This is a genomic window from Deinococcota bacterium (assembly GCA_030858465.1).
Lineage (GTDB): Bacteria > Deinococcota > Deinococci > Deinococcales > Trueperaceae > JALZLY01.
This window is the reverse complement of the sequence record JALZLY010000027.1, coordinates 1-13,951: the sequence shown is the minus strand read 5'-3', so window position 1 is coordinate 13,951 and position 13,951 is coordinate 1. Positions and strand designations below refer to the sequence as shown.

Sequence of the window (13,951 nt, the reverse complement as noted above, 5' to 3'; positions counted from 1 at the left end):
GTCTCGAAGTGGACACTTTGGGGGCGCTCATTGCGCAGGAGACCGTATACCCCCGCGCGCGAAAGCTGTCCATGGGTGCTGCGGGCAAGTTCACCCGGCTTGATCCGGTGCGCCTTCATAAACTCTTTGAGCTTCCATATCGTGTTCATGGCGATAGTGTATGCCACGAAAGACAGATTTGCAAACTACTATTGACAGCATGTACCGGCGTCCTCGGCCCGGTCGCGGGCGTCCACGCCGACGCCCGTCACGGCTCCGGCCAGCTCCAGCAGCGCTCCCAGGTTCCGCTTCCCTGCCAGGTGCGCCCGCAGCGCCTCCTGCACCAGGCTCGAGAGGGTCGCGTCAGGGCGCGCCGCCAAGTGCTCCCTGAGCTGCCGCTCGAGGTCGTCGGGGAGGTAGATGGTATGCCTCATACCGATATCATACCTATTATCCTACTAGGTCATACAAGAGGCGACAACGGAATTCGCCCAAGCCCCAATCTCAAGCCACCGGCTTGGAGGAAACGATGAAAGTAACGCAGGCTGTCCGCCCCGCAAGGTCAGACAAGCTTCCACGCCTTGAGCACACTGAGCAGCTTGGGCAAGGGCTCCTGCCACAGCCAGGAGACTTGCAGCTCGAGCCCCGGCAGCGCGCGGCTCTCGTACACGCCCTCTGCGGGCAGAGCGGGCTGATAGATGCCGTTTTCGTCGAGCCGGTAAAACTCGGCCTGCTTGCGCTCCGGGTCGAGCAGCCAGTATTCGGGGATGCGCGCCGCCTCGTACTCGTAGAACTTCTCGCCCCGGTCGCGGGCGCGGCTCTCCGGGCTGATGATTTCTATGACCAAGTCGGCGGGGCCGTCGAGATACTTCTCTGTGAGCCGCTCCAGGTTGGCCGCCGCCACGAACAGCACGTCGGGTTCGCGGCCCGAAGGGCGGGGCTCCAGGCGCATCAAGAAAGGGGCGGCGATGACCGTGCCCAGGTCGTGCGCCTCCGCGAACATTCTGAGGCTGGACGCCAAAAAAATGACCAGTTCCTGATGACGGCTTGTCGGCGGGCTCATCGCGATGAGCTTACCATCCACCCACTCGGCGTGAACGGGCGTCCCCAACGCCAGGAACGCCTCGAAGGTGAGGGTCTCGGTTCTTTGTTCAGCCACGTCCGCCACACTGACAGTCTACACGCTCAGACCTGGAACACGCCCACTTTGAACGCTTCCAGTTCTGGCTTGTTGGCGCAAACCGCGCGCGCCCGGATGAGCCGGTAGCGCGTCTGATGGGGCAGGATGACCTCATCCACCCAGAGCCGCGCGGCGGCGTAACGGATGTCCAGGACTCGGTCGTAGCCCGCCTTCCGATTCGTAAAGCGCCTGAAGCTCCTCGTCGTCGGGCTCGAGCAGCCTCTCCTACGACGCTGCTACAGGCACTTACAGCTACGTCTGGAAGATCGCCAAGGCGTGGGGAATATGCCGCGTGTTGACGCTGAAGCTGACGGACGGCACGGAGCACGTCGCCAGCTTCAAGTTCAACAAGTAAGCGACCGGGCTCGAGCCCTGCTCCTTAGCCGCTTGGCTTGGGGTGGGGCTCGAGCCCTTTTCTCCGCCCGTTTAGCGGAGTTGGAGCAGCGTAACGGGGTAAGCTCGAGCCATGCCCATAGTGGTAACAGCTCCCTTCCTGTCGCAGCAGCGTTAAAATGACTCAGGAAGCAAGCGGTTGGGCAATAGGAGGCCCTTATGACACAGCAGCTCCAGGACATCCTGCAAGCCGCTCACGCCCTCTCGCCCGAGGAGAAACGCAAACTTCTCGAGGTTCTTTCTCACGAGGTTCTTTCTCACAAGGTAGAGCCTCATCCGCTTGAGAAAGAAGCAGCGGTTTTTTGGGCGTCCTCCTCGCTCGAGGCGCTCATCGAACAACAGAAGGTCCAGGTGGTGACGGATGTTCGTAGCCTGGCCGTCGACTTCTGGCCGGAGGACGAGTCGGCAGATGAGTTCAACCGGTTTATTGCCAAGAGAAGGCGAAGCGAGCGCATGTCGGCTGCATGAGCACCGTCTTGCTGGACACGAACGTCGTCTCGTTCGTGTTTAAGGGTGACACGCGCGCTCGTGACTATGCCCCCTTCTTGCAAGGACATCGCCTCGCTCTTTCGTTCATGACGGTCGCTGAACTTTACGAATGGGCTGCCATACGTCACTGGGGGGATAAGCGAGTCGCTAGCCTCGAGCAGACCCTTTCCCGCTACCTGGTCATTCCGAGCGACGCAGCGCTATGTCGCAGGTGGGGCACACTCCGTGCCCGGCAGCGTGCGAGCGGCAAAACCGTCGCGCCTCAAGACGCCTGGATCGCTGCAACGGCACTCCGGCATGGTCTGCCGCTCATCACCCACGACCCTGAAGATTTTCGCGACGTTGCAGGACTCGAGGTTCGCTCTATCTTGCCCTGACCAGCTATCTTGCCTGCGAAGCCCCGCCCAACAAAGCGCTGCAAGGGACGTAGAGGCCGAGCACCTTATTGATACGCCGGATGTGGCCGACACTTGTTGGCATTCGAGCTTCGCAACCTGAGCATCACGAACGGGAACGGGTTTGGTGGAAACTTTAGTGGCTTTGGCGGCGGCATCTTGAATCTGGGCACGCTGCTGACCATCAAAGACAGCACCCTCTCGGGAAACAGCGGTTCAGAGGGCGGCGGCATCTATAGCCAGGGCACCTTAACCGTCAAAGACAGCACCATCTCGGGGAACACGGCGAGTAATGGTGGGGGGATTCTCTCGATTACCGCCAGCAACCTCACCACCAACTCAACCACCATCCTTAACAGCACCATTTCTGGCAATACGGCGAGCGATCGCGGCGGGGGATAGCTAATTTCGGCGGTCTCACCCGCGTTTTCTTTACCACCATGACCGATAACCGCGCGTCCAATGGGGGCGGGGTTAGGTCAACCAACAATGGTATTACCCGCACCGACGTTAAAGGCAGCAGCATCGTCGGCAACACGCTGCTTGACGGCACTACCGCTAACGACGTGAGCGCCTTCGCAACCATCAACCGCTTCAACAGCCTCGGCTACAACCTCGTCGGCGCGGCGGGCGACAACGTGGACTTCTCGCAGGAATTTAACCAAACAGGCGACCAGACGAACGTCACAGCCGCAGCACTCAACCTTGGTTCATTGGCGAACAACGGCGGCCCTACCCTTACGCACGCGCTCCTCTCTAGCAGCATCGCCATAGACGCAGTTCCCACCTCGGCTTGCGAGCAGAGTAAAGACCAGCGTGGCGTCACCCGGCCCCAGGGCGAGGGCTGCGACATCGGCGCCTTCGAGCGCGCGCCCGACCCTGAGCTCGAGCCCGTTACCGTGAGCGTCACCTCGAGGGGCACCGTCAGCCGGGCGACCGGAGCGGCCACCGTGAGCGGTGAGGTCAGCTGCTCGGCTCCGACCGACATCACTTTGGATATCGCGCTCAGCCAAACGCAGAAGCAGGGCAGGACGACCACCGAAGTCACCGGCAGCGAGAGCATCACGGTGTCCTGCGACGGAATGACGCCCTGGACGGCGACGGTGAGCGGCGACTTTAGGAACGGCGCGGCTACCGTGACCGTAACCGGCTCGGAGCCGGTCACGCAGGAAGTCCGCTTGAGCTGGGTCAGGTAGGGAAATTTGGCCTCGAGCCCTGCCTAGGGGTGGGGCTCGAGCAAGATTGCGTTTGCCCACTGAGGCTTAGGCCCGGATGAGGGGCTAACGCTTTTTGCGGCCAAACCAGCGCGCCAGGCCACGTTTTTCCTTTTCGCGCGCCTGCGGCTGTGGCTGCGAGGCGCGAGGTGAGCCGCGACCCGCCCGGCCGACGACATGCTCCTCCGCGGACGGGGACGGCTCAGGCTCGAGGCCGACGGCCTGGACGAAGGCTGCCCTGAAGGCTGCACCGAAGGCTGCACCGAAGGCCCTGGCGCTGTCGAAGCGCCTGTCCGGGTCGCGCGACATGGCGCGGGCGACCACCCGGGCGACCTCCCTATTCACCTCGGGCCTCAGGTGCGCGAGGTTCTTGGGCAGGCTGGAACTGTGCGCGAGCATCAGCTCATCGTAGCTCGTGCCGGTAAAGGGCCGCTCCCCGGCGAGCAGCTCGAAGGCCACGACGCCCAGGCTGTAGACGTCGCTCCGCACCGAGGCGCCCTCGCCCCGGAAGATCTCGGGCGCCATATAGAAGGCGGTACCGACCCGGTCCTGATCGCGGCTGGTGAGATAGATGCCGGTGCCGAAGTCGCCCAGCTTGCTCTCACCCGTCGCGGTGAGGAAGATGTTCGAGGGCTTGACGTCGCGGTGCAGGACGCGCCGCTCGTGGCAGTGCTCGAGCCCGCGCCCCACCTCCAAGATGAGCCTGTAGGCCTGCGGGGGGCTGAGGGGCGCGCCGCTCTTCAAGACCTGATCGAGGGTGCCGCCGGGGCAGTACTCGAGCGCCAGGTAAGCCTCAGGTCCCGTCGGAAAGCCGTCGTAGGCAGCGATGACGCTCTGGTGCGAGAGCCCCAGGGTGAGCTGCACCTCGTTCTCGAACATGCGGGTTAACACCGGGTCCTGGCGCACGTCCTGGCGCAGGAGCTTGAGGGCGAGCGAGCCGTAGCGCTCGTGCCCTGCGAGGTAGACGCGCGAGGTCTGGCCCGAGCCGAGCAGGCGCTCCAAGCGGTAGTTTGGCGGCGCGGAAACCGTGGGCACGCCTAGAGCTCGAGGCTCTCCCCCGGCTCCAAAACCTCGCAACGCGTCCCCGGCACCTGGCTCTCCACGGCGTCCGCAAAGGCCCGCGCGTCCTGCTTGATCAAGTCAAAGGTGTTGTAGTGAATCGGCACGACCCGCTTGGGCCGCAGGAGCTTGACCGCCTCCACGGCGTCGGCCGGCCCCATCGTGAAGTTGTCGCCGATGGGCAAGAAGGCCAGGTCCAGGCCCTTTTGGCCGATCAGCGCCATGTCGGAAAAGAGCGCGGTGTCGCCCGCGTGGTAGACGCGCTTGCCCTCGGCCTCGATGACGATACCGCTAGGCATGCCCGCGTAAGAGCCGTCGGGCAGGGAGTTGGAGTGCCAGGCGGGGGTGGAGGAGAGGCGGCCGAAGGGAAAGTCATGGCCGCCGCCGATGTTCATGGGGTGGCCCTCGACGCCCCCTTTGCCCAGGTAGGAGATCACCTCGGGGCTCGAGATCACCACGCAGCCGCTTCTCTTGGCGATCGTCTCGGTGTCGCCGTAATGGTCGCCGTGGGCGTGGGTGAGGACGATATAGGAGGGCGAAAAGTCGCTCTCCGCAGCCGCCCCGACAGGGTTGCCGGTCAGAAAGGGATCGATCAACAGCTCGTGCTCGCCGATCCGCACGTGAAAGCCGGACTGGCCCAGGAACATAAAGGTCACGCTGTCACCTCCAAGAAGAACACCATCAAGATGAGCACCATCATAACAAACGCGGAAAGGGCTGAGTGGCGGCGTTTGGACCCAGCCCTCGTTTCATTCCATCAGGTGGCCGAGCTTGCTCGCCTTTGTCGCCAGGTACTTCTCGTTGTAGGGGTTCTTGCCGACGCGAATGGGCACCGTCTCGACGATCTCGATGCCGTAGCCCTCCAAGCCGGCCACCTTGCGCGGGTTGTTGGTCAGCAGCCTGAGCTCTCTCACGCCCTGGTGCAAGAGGATCTGCGCGCCCACACCGTAGTCGCGCAGGTCGGGCGCGAAGCCGAGCTGCTCGTTGGCCTCGACGGTGTCGGCGCCAGCGTCTTGCAGCGCGTAGGCCTTGATCTTGTTCAAAAGGCCGATGCCGCGCCCCTCCTGCCGCAAGTAGACCAGCAGCCCCCGGCCCTCGTCGGCGATCATCTTGAGGGCGGCGTCGCGCTGAAAGCCGCAGTCGCAGCGTAGCGAATGGAGCGCGTCGCCCGTCAGGCACTCCGAGTGCATCCGCACCAAGACCGGCCTGCCGTCGCCGACCTCGCCCAGGGACACGGCGACGTGCTCGTTGCCGGAGAGCTCGTCTTTGTAGCCGTGGACGGTGAACTCGGCCCAGGGGGTCGGCAAGGTGGCCGAGGCGACGTGCTTGACGAAGCCGTCGCGCCCGAGCCGGTAGGCGATCAGGTCGGCGGTGGTGCCCACCTTGAGGTCGTGCGCGCTAGCGAACTCCAAAATCGCCGGCAGCCGCATCATGGTGCCGTCGTCGTGCATGAGCTCGCTGATGGCGCCGACGGGCTTGAAGCCCGCCAAGCGCGCCAGGTCCACCGCCGCCTCGGTGTGGCCCGCCCGCCTGAGCACGCCGCCGTCCTTGGCCCGTAGGGGAAAGACGTGGCCGGGCCGGGCCAGGTCGGCCGCGCTCACGCCGTCCCTGACCGTGGTCAAGATGGTGGTGGCGCGGTCCTTGGCCGAGATGCCGGTGTCGACACCCTCGACGGCCTCGATGGACACCGTGTAGGCGGTGCTCCTGCGGGCGGTGTTCTTGGCGACCATGGGCGGCAGCTCGAGGTGGTCGGCCAGGGCGTTGGTCATCGCCAGGCAGATGACCCCGCCGGTGTAGCGGATGGTGAAGGCGATGTTTTCCGGCGTGACCCTTTCGGCAGGGATTATAAGGTCGCCTTCGTTCTCGCGGTCCTCGTCGTCGACGATGATGACCGGCTTGCCCTGACGCAAGTCGTCTAAAATCTCCTCGATCGAGGCCAGCTTGGGGTTTTTCGGTGACACGCTCAACTCCCTCGCAGCTCGGGGGCTGCCCTTTCCTGCGCCTTCATCAGCGTGAGGCGCTCGACGTATTTGGCCAGCACGTCGGCCTCGAGGTTGACCTGGGAGCCGGGCTCGAGTTCACCGAGGGTGGTCACCGCCAGGGTGTGCGGGATGAGCCAGAGGCTGAAGCGCTCGGCGGGCCAGTCCTCCCTTGACCCGGCCGGGCCGCCCACGTCCACCACCGTCAGGCTGACGCCGTCCACGGTGATGCTGCCCTTGGGAATGAGGTAGCGGCTCATGGCGCCCGGCGCCCGCACGATGACGACGGAGGCGCCCGGCTCGCCCCGGACGTCTACGACCTCGCCCACGCCCCCTATGTGGCCGGTGACGACGTGGCCGCCGAAGCGCCCGGAAGCGCTCACGGCGCGCTCGAGGTTGACGCTCTCGCCCACCCGCCAGCGCGGCGCCGTCTTGGCGACCGTCTCCCGGGAGAGCTCGACCTCGAAGCGTGCCTCGTCGTGGGCGACCACGGTCAGGCAGGCTCCGCCCACCGCCACCGAATCGCCTCGTTCCATGCCCTCCAGGACCCGCTCGGCTCTGAGCGCGAGGCGTAGGTTGCCGCCCTCCTCGCGAACGGCGGCGATGCGCCCGACCTCCTCGACGATGCCCGTAAACACTACGCTTCCTCCCGGTACTGCACCCGGCCGGAGACGAGGATGTCGCCCGCGACCCTCTCGGTCTGCACCTCGCTCAGTTCGATGGCGTCGACCATCGCCTCGACCCCTAAGCCGCCGAGCGGGCTGGCGCCGCCGCCGCCCAGGAGCTTGGGCCCGATAAAAAAGGCCACCTTGTCCACCGCCCGCGCCTCGAAGAACGACCAGGCCAGGGTGCCGCCGCCCTCGAGCAGGAGCGTGTGGACGCCGCGCGCCTTGAGGTCGGTGAGCGCCGCCACCAGGTCGGGACGGCCGTGCCTGCCGGCGAGCACGACCACCTCGGCGCCGCGCGCTCTGAGGCCCTCGAGCCTGGCCTTGGGCGCCCCTTCGGTGGCGTAGACGACGACCCTGGCCGCCCCGCCCTGCTCGTCGTCGTCAAAGAGGCGCGCCCCCGCGGGCGTTCTCGCCACCGAGTCGAAGAGGACCTTCAGGGGACTGCGGCCGCCTTTGCGGTTGGTGAGCAGAGGGTCGTCCAGGAGCACCGTCGTCACGCCCACCGCCACCGCGTCCACCCTAGCGCGCCAGTCCTGCACCTTGGCCCTCGCCTCGGGCCCGGTGATCCAGCGCGACTGACCGCTGCGGGTAGCGATCTTGCCGTCCAGGGTCATGGCGGTCTTGTAGAGCACGAAGGGCCGGCCGCGGGCGTGGACGGTGAAAAAGACCTCGTTTTGCCGCTCCGCCTCCTCCGTGAGGATGCTGGAAACCACCTCGACGCCCGCCTCAAGGAGCTTCTGGACGCCCCGGCCGTCCACCCTGGGGTCGGGGTCCCGGGCGGCGATGACCACCCGCCTGACCCCAGCCGCGATCAGCGCGTCGGCGCAAGGGGGGGTGCGGCCGTGATGGCTGCAGGGCTCGAGGGTCACGTAGACGGTGGCCCCGCGCGCCGCCTCGAGGTTGTCGAGGCTCCTGAGCGCGTTGACCTCGGCGTGCGGCTCGCCCGGCCGCTCGTGCCAGCCCTCGGCGATGATCTCGTCGTCGCGGACGATGACGCAGCCGACCAGCGGATTGGGCGCGACCTTGCCCCGGCCCCGCTCGGCCAGCTCGAGCGCCCGCCACATGTAGCGTTCGTGCTCGGCGACGGGCTCCTGCGTGGCGCCGCTCACGGCGCCCTCCTCTTGGTAGACCGATGAATAGATTGACCTGTCATGCTGAGAAGCCCCGGCACGCGCCAAGGCACCAGCTCACCTCCTTCTCTCATCCGGACTCTAACCGTCGGTCTCGGACTTCCGGCCACAGGCCAGGCACCGAATCGGGCGCCGCAGCTTTGCTGCGGGCTTCGCGGACTGCGTTCGGCATTGCTTCCCGAACTTCACCGCCGGTAGGGACTTTCACCCTGCCCCGAAGGAATCGTTGTCAGGCGGCAAAGCGCCTAGCTCGAGTATACGCGCCTCATGGAGGGCTTTTGTAAGCTGCGCGGCGGGCGCACCGGAACAGCCTCAAAACGAGGCGACTCAAAACGAGGCGATGATGACGCCCTCCGTGAGCCTGATGAGCTCGTTCACCGTGAACGGCGTCTCACCCTCCAAGGACAGCCCCAGCCAGTAGCGCTCGCCGCGAACCAGCCCCGCCAGCGTCTCGGCCCGCGCGCCCTCGCCCGCGATGATCGCTTGCGGCGCATTGGGCTCGAGGCGGTAGCTCTCGGACAGGGCGACCTCGTCCCCCCCCGGCGGAAGGCAGAACACGGGCGCGGGACCGCTGCTCCGCCCGTAGACCCTCACCGTCACCGGCGCGGCGGCCTCGCTCACCAAGGTCGCCGTCGCCTGGTAGGAGACCCGGCGGAAGTTGGCGGGCGGGCGCTCGCTCACCTCCACGTAGCAGATGTTGCCGAGGCTGCCCTGAACGGGAATCACCACGTCCTGGACGGGCAAGCGCAGGGGCGCCAGGGCGCAAGCGCCGAGAAGGAGCAGAAGAGCGCCGGAGAACCATTTCATAGTCCCATTCATGGTCTCACCATACCGTCAGCCCGCTCCCGCTCCTGCAAGGGACGTCACCATCTCGATCTCGCCGCACCTCACTAGCGCACCTCACTAGCGCACCTCGCTAGCGCACCTCACTCCCGCTCGCCATGTCGCGATCCAACGTCGCCACGCTCAGCTTGCCTTCGCCGTCCTCGGCCGCCAGGATCATCCCTTGAGAGAGGATGCCGCGCAGCTTGACGGGCTTTAGGTTCGCCACGATGACGACCTTTTTGCCGGTGAGGTCTTCCGCCCGGTAGTGTTCCTTGATGCCCGAGACGATGGTGCGCGTCTCCGGGCCCAGCTTGACCGAGAGCACCAAGAGCTTGTCGGCCTTGGGATGCGGACGGGCCTCCAAGACCTCGGCCACGCGCAGCTCGAGCCTGGCAAAGTCGTCCAGGCTCACCTCATCCTTGTGCTCCAAAGACGGCACCGTTTCCTGGGTTGCCTCCTTGAGCGCGGCCAGGTCGACGCGCAAAAAGAGCGGCTCGCCGGGCTTGGTTTTCGTCCCTGCGGGCGTCAAGCCCCAGCTTCCGGCCTCGCCCAGCCTAAAGGTTTCATCCTTCAGGCCCAACTGCCCGCGCAATTCCTTGGCCTTGTTCGGGATGACGGGCGAGAGCAGGACAGCCGCGCAGCGCAGCGCCTCGACGCAGTTGTAGAGAACGGTGTTTAAGCGTTCGGCTTGCGCCTCGTCCTTGGCGAGTGCCCAGGGCTCAGTCTCGGCGATGTACTTGTTGGCGCGGCGCACCGCCTCGAGCACGGCTTCGATGGCGCGGTCGAACAAGAGCCCATCAAAGAGCTTGGTCACCCGCTCGGGGAGGAGGATAAAGGCGTCACGCAGGGCTTCATCGCCGGGCTCGAGTTTGCCCGGCCCTTGCACCACCCCGTCGCTATACTTGCTTAGCATGCCGAGCGTGCGGTTCAAGAGGTTGCCGAGGTCGTTGGCGAGGTCGCTGTTGATGCGCTCGGCCAGGCCCACCTCGCTAAACGTCGCGTCCAGGCCAAAGGTCATGTCGCGCAAGAGGTAGTAACGAAAGGCGTCGTTGCCGTACTTGTCCTTGAGCGCTAGGGGCCTCACCACGTTGCCCCGCGACTTGCTCATCTTGCCCGTATCCGTGAGCCAGTAGCCGTGCACGTTGAGGTGCTGGTAGAGCGGAATTCCCGCTGCCTTGAGCATCGTAGGCCAGAAGAGCGCGTGGGTCCTCAAGATGTCCTTGGCGACAAAGTGCTCGACATGAGGCCAGTAGCGCTCCACGAGGTCCTTTGACTCGAGCGCGGAGTAGTAGTTGATGAGCGCGTCGAACCAGACATAGGTGACGTGGTTCTCGTCCCAAGGTAAGGGGATGCCCCAAGGCACGCGGCTCCTGGGGCGGCTGATCGAGAGGTCGCCGACGGGCTCGCGCAAGAGGCTCAAGATCTCGTTGCGGTAGCGCTCCGGGCGGATGAAGTCAGGGTTCTCTTCGATGTAATCGCGCAACCAGGGGCGGTACTTTTCCATGCGGAAAAAGTAATTTTCCTCGCTTCTGTACTCGGGAACAGTGTCGTGCTGAGGGCACTTGCCGCCGATCAGCTCTTTTTCCGTGTAGTAGCGCTCACAGCCGACGCAGTAGAGCCCCCCGTACTCGCCAAAGATAATGTCGCCTTTGTCATAAACGTCTTGCAGGATTCTCACGACGACCCGCTTATGGCGCTCCTCGGTGGTGCGGATAAAGTCGTCGTAGCGGATGTCGAGGCTGTCCCAGATGCCGCGGAACTTTGCCGCCATCTTGTCGGTGTACTGCTGAGGGTCCATGCCCTGATCCGCCGCCGTCCTCTGCATTCTTTCACCGTGCTCGTCGGTGCCCGTCAAAAAGTAGCTGTCGTCGCCCCTTAGCCGGTGAAAGCGCGTCACCACATCGACCAGGGTGGTGGTGTAGGCGTGGCCGATATGCGGCTCGGCGTTGACGTAAAAGATCGGCGTAGTTGCGTAGTAGCGGGTAGCGGTCTCTGGCGGGTCTTGGGTTAGCGTGCTGTCGCTCATGGTTCCTCCTCGGGAAAGATCATCAGGCAGGTTAGTCAAAAAAGGTCGGACAAACAAAAAAGAAGGGCGCCTGCTTGCAGCGCCCTGTGACGGTTAGGTTTCAGCCTATCCGGAACCAGGGCAGGACTGCATCATTCGCCGCGTCATCACCCGAAGTATAGCAGGAAATGGTCCGGCACACGTCCACAAGAAGAGTTTGTAAGCCTGCTTGCAAAGCGGTGAGAGTCTCATTAAACTAAGGTTAAGCACTTTTCATACTCATGCTCCACCGCTAGGCTTAGGGCTGGGATGAGGAAGTCCACAGTCTAGCGGGGAACCCGAAAGAGGTCAATGATGCCAGAACTTTTCAAGCGCTCCAAACTGATGCTCGCTTCCACCTTCTTGTCCGCGGGCCTCGTGCTCGCCGCCTGTGGTCCCGCCGACACCCCGGCCACCACGCCTGACACCACCACGCCGCAGACGGTGCCTGCCGACCCCGCGCCCGCCGATCCTGCGGTGGCGCCCGCCGATCCCGCGACGGAGCCGGTCACGCCAGCCCCCACCACCCCCGGCAACTGATCGCCCGAACAACCTTTAGACCAGCAAAACCTTGAAGGCCCCGGTTGGGGTCTTCTTCTTTATCATCGTTACCGCTGGCATGATTTTTCCTTCCTGTTTTGCTACCCTTAGCGTGGTGACGGACCTTCGCAAAACCCTTCTGGCCCTCGGCCTCTACTTGCTGCTCGAGCTCTTGCAGTTGCGCTTCGAGCTTCGGGTGGCGAGCGCGTCCTACTCGAGCCCGGCTCCGCGCGTCGGCCGGGCGGCCTCGCTTTACCCGTATGGGGTCCGTCCGCTGGGCTTCCTGCCCCCGCAAGGGGGTCAGGTCATCGAAGCGGTCCTCGCCGCGCCCGCCATCATCCGGTTGCCACCAGGCTGGGCCGACGCTTACCGGCCCACGTACCAGCCCGGCCGGTCGCGTCACGGCGGGCCCATCTTGAGCCTGCGCGACCGCTAGGCGCGGCTCGGGCGCGGACAATTCCTAACGCAAGCTTTTCACGGTATTCTCCCTTGCCGGGCCGAGCTTAGGGCGCGGCAAGAGGCGAGCGCCATACCGCGACCCAGACCCACCGTCCTTCGGAGGCAAAATGGCAAAAGCAAAAGGCTTGACCGCGCAGCGCGAAGACTTCAGCGCCTGGTATAACGAGATCGTCTACCAGGCCGACCTGGCCGACCTCTCCCCCGTCCGCGGCAGCATGGTGATAAGGCCCTACGGCTACGCCCTCTGGGAGAACATCCAGGCGAGCCTAGACGGCATGTTCAAGGCGACCGGCCACGTCAACCTCTACTTTCCCATGCTGATTCCCATGAGCTTTTTCGAGCGCGAGAAAGAGCACGTCGAGGGCTTTTCGCCCGAACTCGCGGTGGTCACCCACGCGGGCGGCAAGGCGCTCGAGGAGCCGTTAGCGATTCGCCCCACCAGCGAGACCATCATCGGCGAGATGTACAGCAAGTGGGTGCAAAGCTACCGCGACCTGCCGCTGCTCTATAACCAGTGGTGCAACGTGGTGCGCTGGGAACTGCGCACCCGGCCCTTTTTGCGCACCACCGAGTTCTTGTGGCAGGAGGGCCACACCGCCCACGCCAGCGCCGACGAGGCCGTCGCGGAGACCATGCAGATGGTGAACATCTACGCCGATTTCGCTGAGACCATCGCCGCCCTTCCCGTGGTCAAGGGCGAGAAGACCGAGGGCGAGCGCTTCGCCGGCGCGCTGAACACCTACACCATCGAGGCGATGATGAGGGACGGCAAGGCGCTCCAGTCGGGAACCAGCCACTACATGGGCGAGAACTTCGCTCGAGCCTTCGACATCTCCTTTAACGACGTCAACAACGACCAGGCCTACGCCCACACCACGAGTTGGGGCTTGTCCACACGCATGATCGGCGCCGTCATCATGGCCCACGGCGACGATCGTGGCCTCATCCTGCCGCCCAAGCTGGCACCCTACCAGGTCGTCATCGTGCCCATCTACCGCAAGGATGATGCGGCGGCACGGCAAGCGGTCATGGCCGAGGTGGACAAGATCGCCTCGAGCCTGAGAGATCTCGCCGTCCGCGTCGAGGTGGACGACCGTGAGGGCGTGAGCCCCGGCTGGAAGTTCAACGACTGGGAAATGAAGGGCGTGCCGCTGCGCCTGGAAATCGGCCCTAGGGACGCGGCAAAGGGCGAGGTCATCCTCGCCAACCGCCTTGGCGACGAAAAACAGACCCTGGGGCTAAGGGAAGTGGCCAAGACGGTGCAGACGCAGCTTCAGAGCTTCCACCAGGAGCTTTACGCGCGCGCAGAGGCTTTCCGCGACGACAACTCCCACCTCGTGGACGACTTCGAGAGCTTCAAGAAGCACGTCGAGACGGGCTGGGTCTACGCCACCCACTGCGGCGACGCGGGCTGCGAGGCCAACATCCAGGAGGCGACCAAGGCCACGCCGCGCTGCATCCCCTTCGCAGGCCCCGACGCGGGCGAGGCTTGCGTCCACTGTGATGGCAAGAGTGCCTACGCCAAGCGGGTGATTTTCGCCAGGGCCTACTAGACCTACCCTCAGCCGCGAAAAGAGGCGACGAGCGGCCCCGCTAC

16 protein-coding genes, 1 pseudogene and 1 riboswitch are annotated in these 13,951 nt (G+C 64.7%); of the genes and pseudogenes, 7 read left to right on the top strand and 10 right to left on the bottom strand.

Going from position 1 to position 13,951, the window contains the following annotated elements; genetic code table 11:
- Positions 1 to 188: 188 nt before the first annotated feature.
- The 3 genes and pseudogenes from M3498_01720 to M3498_01710 all read right to left on the bottom strand — a co-directional run bounded on the left by M3498_01720 (position 189) and on the right by M3498_01710 (position 1,369).
- Positions 189 to 413, bottom strand: coding sequence for a ribbon-helix-helix domain-containing protein (locus M3498_01720; protein ID MDQ3458014.1), 225 nt, complete (start codon positions 411 to 413; stop codon positions 189 to 191).
- A gap of 128 nt (positions 414 to 541) precedes the next feature.
- Positions 542 to 1,147 carry a Uma2 family endonuclease gene (locus tag M3498_01715; protein ID MDQ3458013.1) on the bottom strand — a complete coding sequence of 202 codons (606 nt, stop codon included), beginning with the start codon at positions 1,145 to 1,147 and terminating at the stop codon, positions 542 to 544.
- Positions 1,148 to 1,164: 17 nt separating this feature from the next.
- Positions 1,165 to 1,369, bottom strand: a pseudogene (locus M3498_01710) (acyl-CoA carboxylase subunit beta).
- A gap of 342 nt (positions 1,370 to 1,711) precedes the next feature.
- Here M3498_01710 and M3498_01705 point away from each other — a divergent pair.
- The 4 genes from M3498_01705 to M3498_01690 all read left to right on the top strand — a co-directional run bounded on the left by M3498_01705 (position 1,712) and on the right by M3498_01690 (position 3,632).
- Positions 1,712 to 2,020, top strand: coding sequence for a hypothetical protein (locus tag M3498_01705; GenBank protein ID MDQ3458012.1), 309 nt, complete (start codon positions 1,712 to 1,714; stop codon positions 2,018 to 2,020).
- The gene (locus tag M3498_01700) at positions 2,017 to 2,418 is read left to right on the top strand and encodes a type II toxin-antitoxin system VapC family toxin (GenBank protein MDQ3458011.1); all 402 of its coding nucleotides are present in this window, start codon (positions 2,017 to 2,019) and stop codon (positions 2,416 to 2,418) included. The genes M3498_01705 and M3498_01700 overlap by 4 nt, the downstream gene beginning before the upstream one ends.
- A 93-nt stretch (positions 2,419 to 2,511) precedes the next feature.
- Complete coding sequence (locus tag M3498_01695; protein MDQ3458010.1) at positions 2,512 to 2,838, top strand: hypothetical protein; 327 nt, start codon at positions 2,512 to 2,514, stop codon at positions 2,836 to 2,838.
- Between the two features lie 38 nt (positions 2,839 to 2,876).
- Positions 2,877 to 3,632 (top strand): hypothetical protein, encoded by a 756-nt coding sequence (locus M3498_01690; protein ID MDQ3458009.1) that lies wholly within the window; start codon positions 2,877 to 2,879, stop codon positions 3,630 to 3,632.
- A gap of 84 nt (positions 3,633 to 3,716) precedes the next feature.
- On the opposite strand, the gene M3498_01685 is transcribed toward M3498_01690, so the two are convergent.
- The 7 genes from M3498_01685 to metG form a co-directional block, all read right to left on the bottom strand.
- Complete coding sequence (locus M3498_01685; protein ID MDQ3458008.1) at positions 3,717 to 4,685, bottom strand: serine/threonine protein kinase; 969 nt, start codon at positions 4,683 to 4,685, stop codon at positions 3,717 to 3,719.
- Between the two features lie 2 nt (positions 4,686 to 4,687).
- Positions 4,688 to 5,356, bottom strand: a complete 669-nt coding sequence (locus M3498_01680; GenBank protein ID MDQ3458007.1) for a metal-dependent hydrolase — start codon at positions 5,354 to 5,356, stop codon at positions 4,688 to 4,690.
- Positions 5,357 to 5,458: 102 nt separating this feature from the next.
- Positions 5,459 to 6,670 (bottom strand): bifunctional 3,4-dihydroxy-2-butanone-4-phosphate synthase/GTP cyclohydrolase II, encoded by a 1,212-nt coding sequence (locus tag M3498_01675; GenBank protein MDQ3458006.1) that lies wholly within the window; start codon positions 6,668 to 6,670, stop codon positions 5,459 to 5,461.
- A 2-nt stretch (positions 6,671 to 6,672) separates the two neighbouring features.
- Positions 6,673 to 7,326 carry a riboflavin synthase gene (locus M3498_01670; GenBank protein ID MDQ3458005.1) on the bottom strand — a complete coding sequence of 218 codons (654 nt, stop codon included), beginning with the start codon at positions 7,324 to 7,326 and terminating at the stop codon, positions 6,673 to 6,675.
- A complete protein-coding gene (gene ribD / locus M3498_01665; protein MDQ3458004.1) occupies positions 7,326 to 8,465 on the bottom strand; it encodes a bifunctional diaminohydroxyphosphoribosylaminopyrimidine deaminase/5-amino-6-(5-phosphoribosylamino)uracil reductase RibD in 1,140 nt (379 codons plus the stop codon). Before ribD ends, M3498_01670 begins: the two co-directional genes overlap by 1 nt.
- Before the next feature lie 79 nt (positions 8,466 to 8,544).
- A riboswitch (FMN riboswitch) is annotated at positions 8,545 to 8,712 on the bottom strand.
- 101 nt (positions 8,713 to 8,813) lie between these two features.
- The gene (locus tag M3498_01660; GenBank protein MDQ3458003.1) at positions 8,814 to 9,293 is read right to left on the bottom strand and encodes a hypothetical protein; all 480 of its coding nucleotides are present in this window, start codon (positions 9,291 to 9,293) and stop codon (positions 8,814 to 8,816) included.
- Positions 9,294 to 9,402: 109 nt separating this feature from the next.
- Positions 9,403 to 11,337 carry a methionine--tRNA ligase gene (gene metG, locus M3498_01655; GenBank protein ID MDQ3458002.1) on the bottom strand — a complete coding sequence of 645 codons (1,935 nt, stop codon included), beginning with the start codon at positions 11,335 to 11,337 and terminating at the stop codon, positions 9,403 to 9,405.
- A gap of 330 nt (positions 11,338 to 11,667) precedes the next feature.
- On the opposite strand from metG, the gene M3498_01650 reads away from it, so the two are divergent.
- From M3498_01650 to proS, 3 genes are all read left to right on the top strand, one after another.
- Positions 11,668 to 11,895, top strand: coding sequence for a hypothetical protein (locus M3498_01650; GenBank protein ID MDQ3458001.1), 228 nt, complete (start codon positions 11,668 to 11,670; stop codon positions 11,893 to 11,895).
- Positions 11,896 to 12,010: 115 nt separating this feature from the next.
- The gene (locus tag M3498_01645; GenBank protein MDQ3458000.1) at positions 12,011 to 12,331 is read left to right on the top strand and encodes a hypothetical protein; all 321 of its coding nucleotides are present in this window, start codon (positions 12,011 to 12,013) and stop codon (positions 12,329 to 12,331) included.
- A 130-nt stretch (positions 12,332 to 12,461) separates the two neighbouring features.
- The gene (gene proS, locus M3498_01640) at positions 12,462 to 13,907 is read left to right on the top strand and encodes a proline--tRNA ligase (protein MDQ3457999.1); all 1,446 of its coding nucleotides are present in this window, start codon (positions 12,462 to 12,464) and stop codon (positions 13,905 to 13,907) included.
- The last annotated feature ends 44 nt before the right edge of the window (positions 13,908 to 13,951 follow it).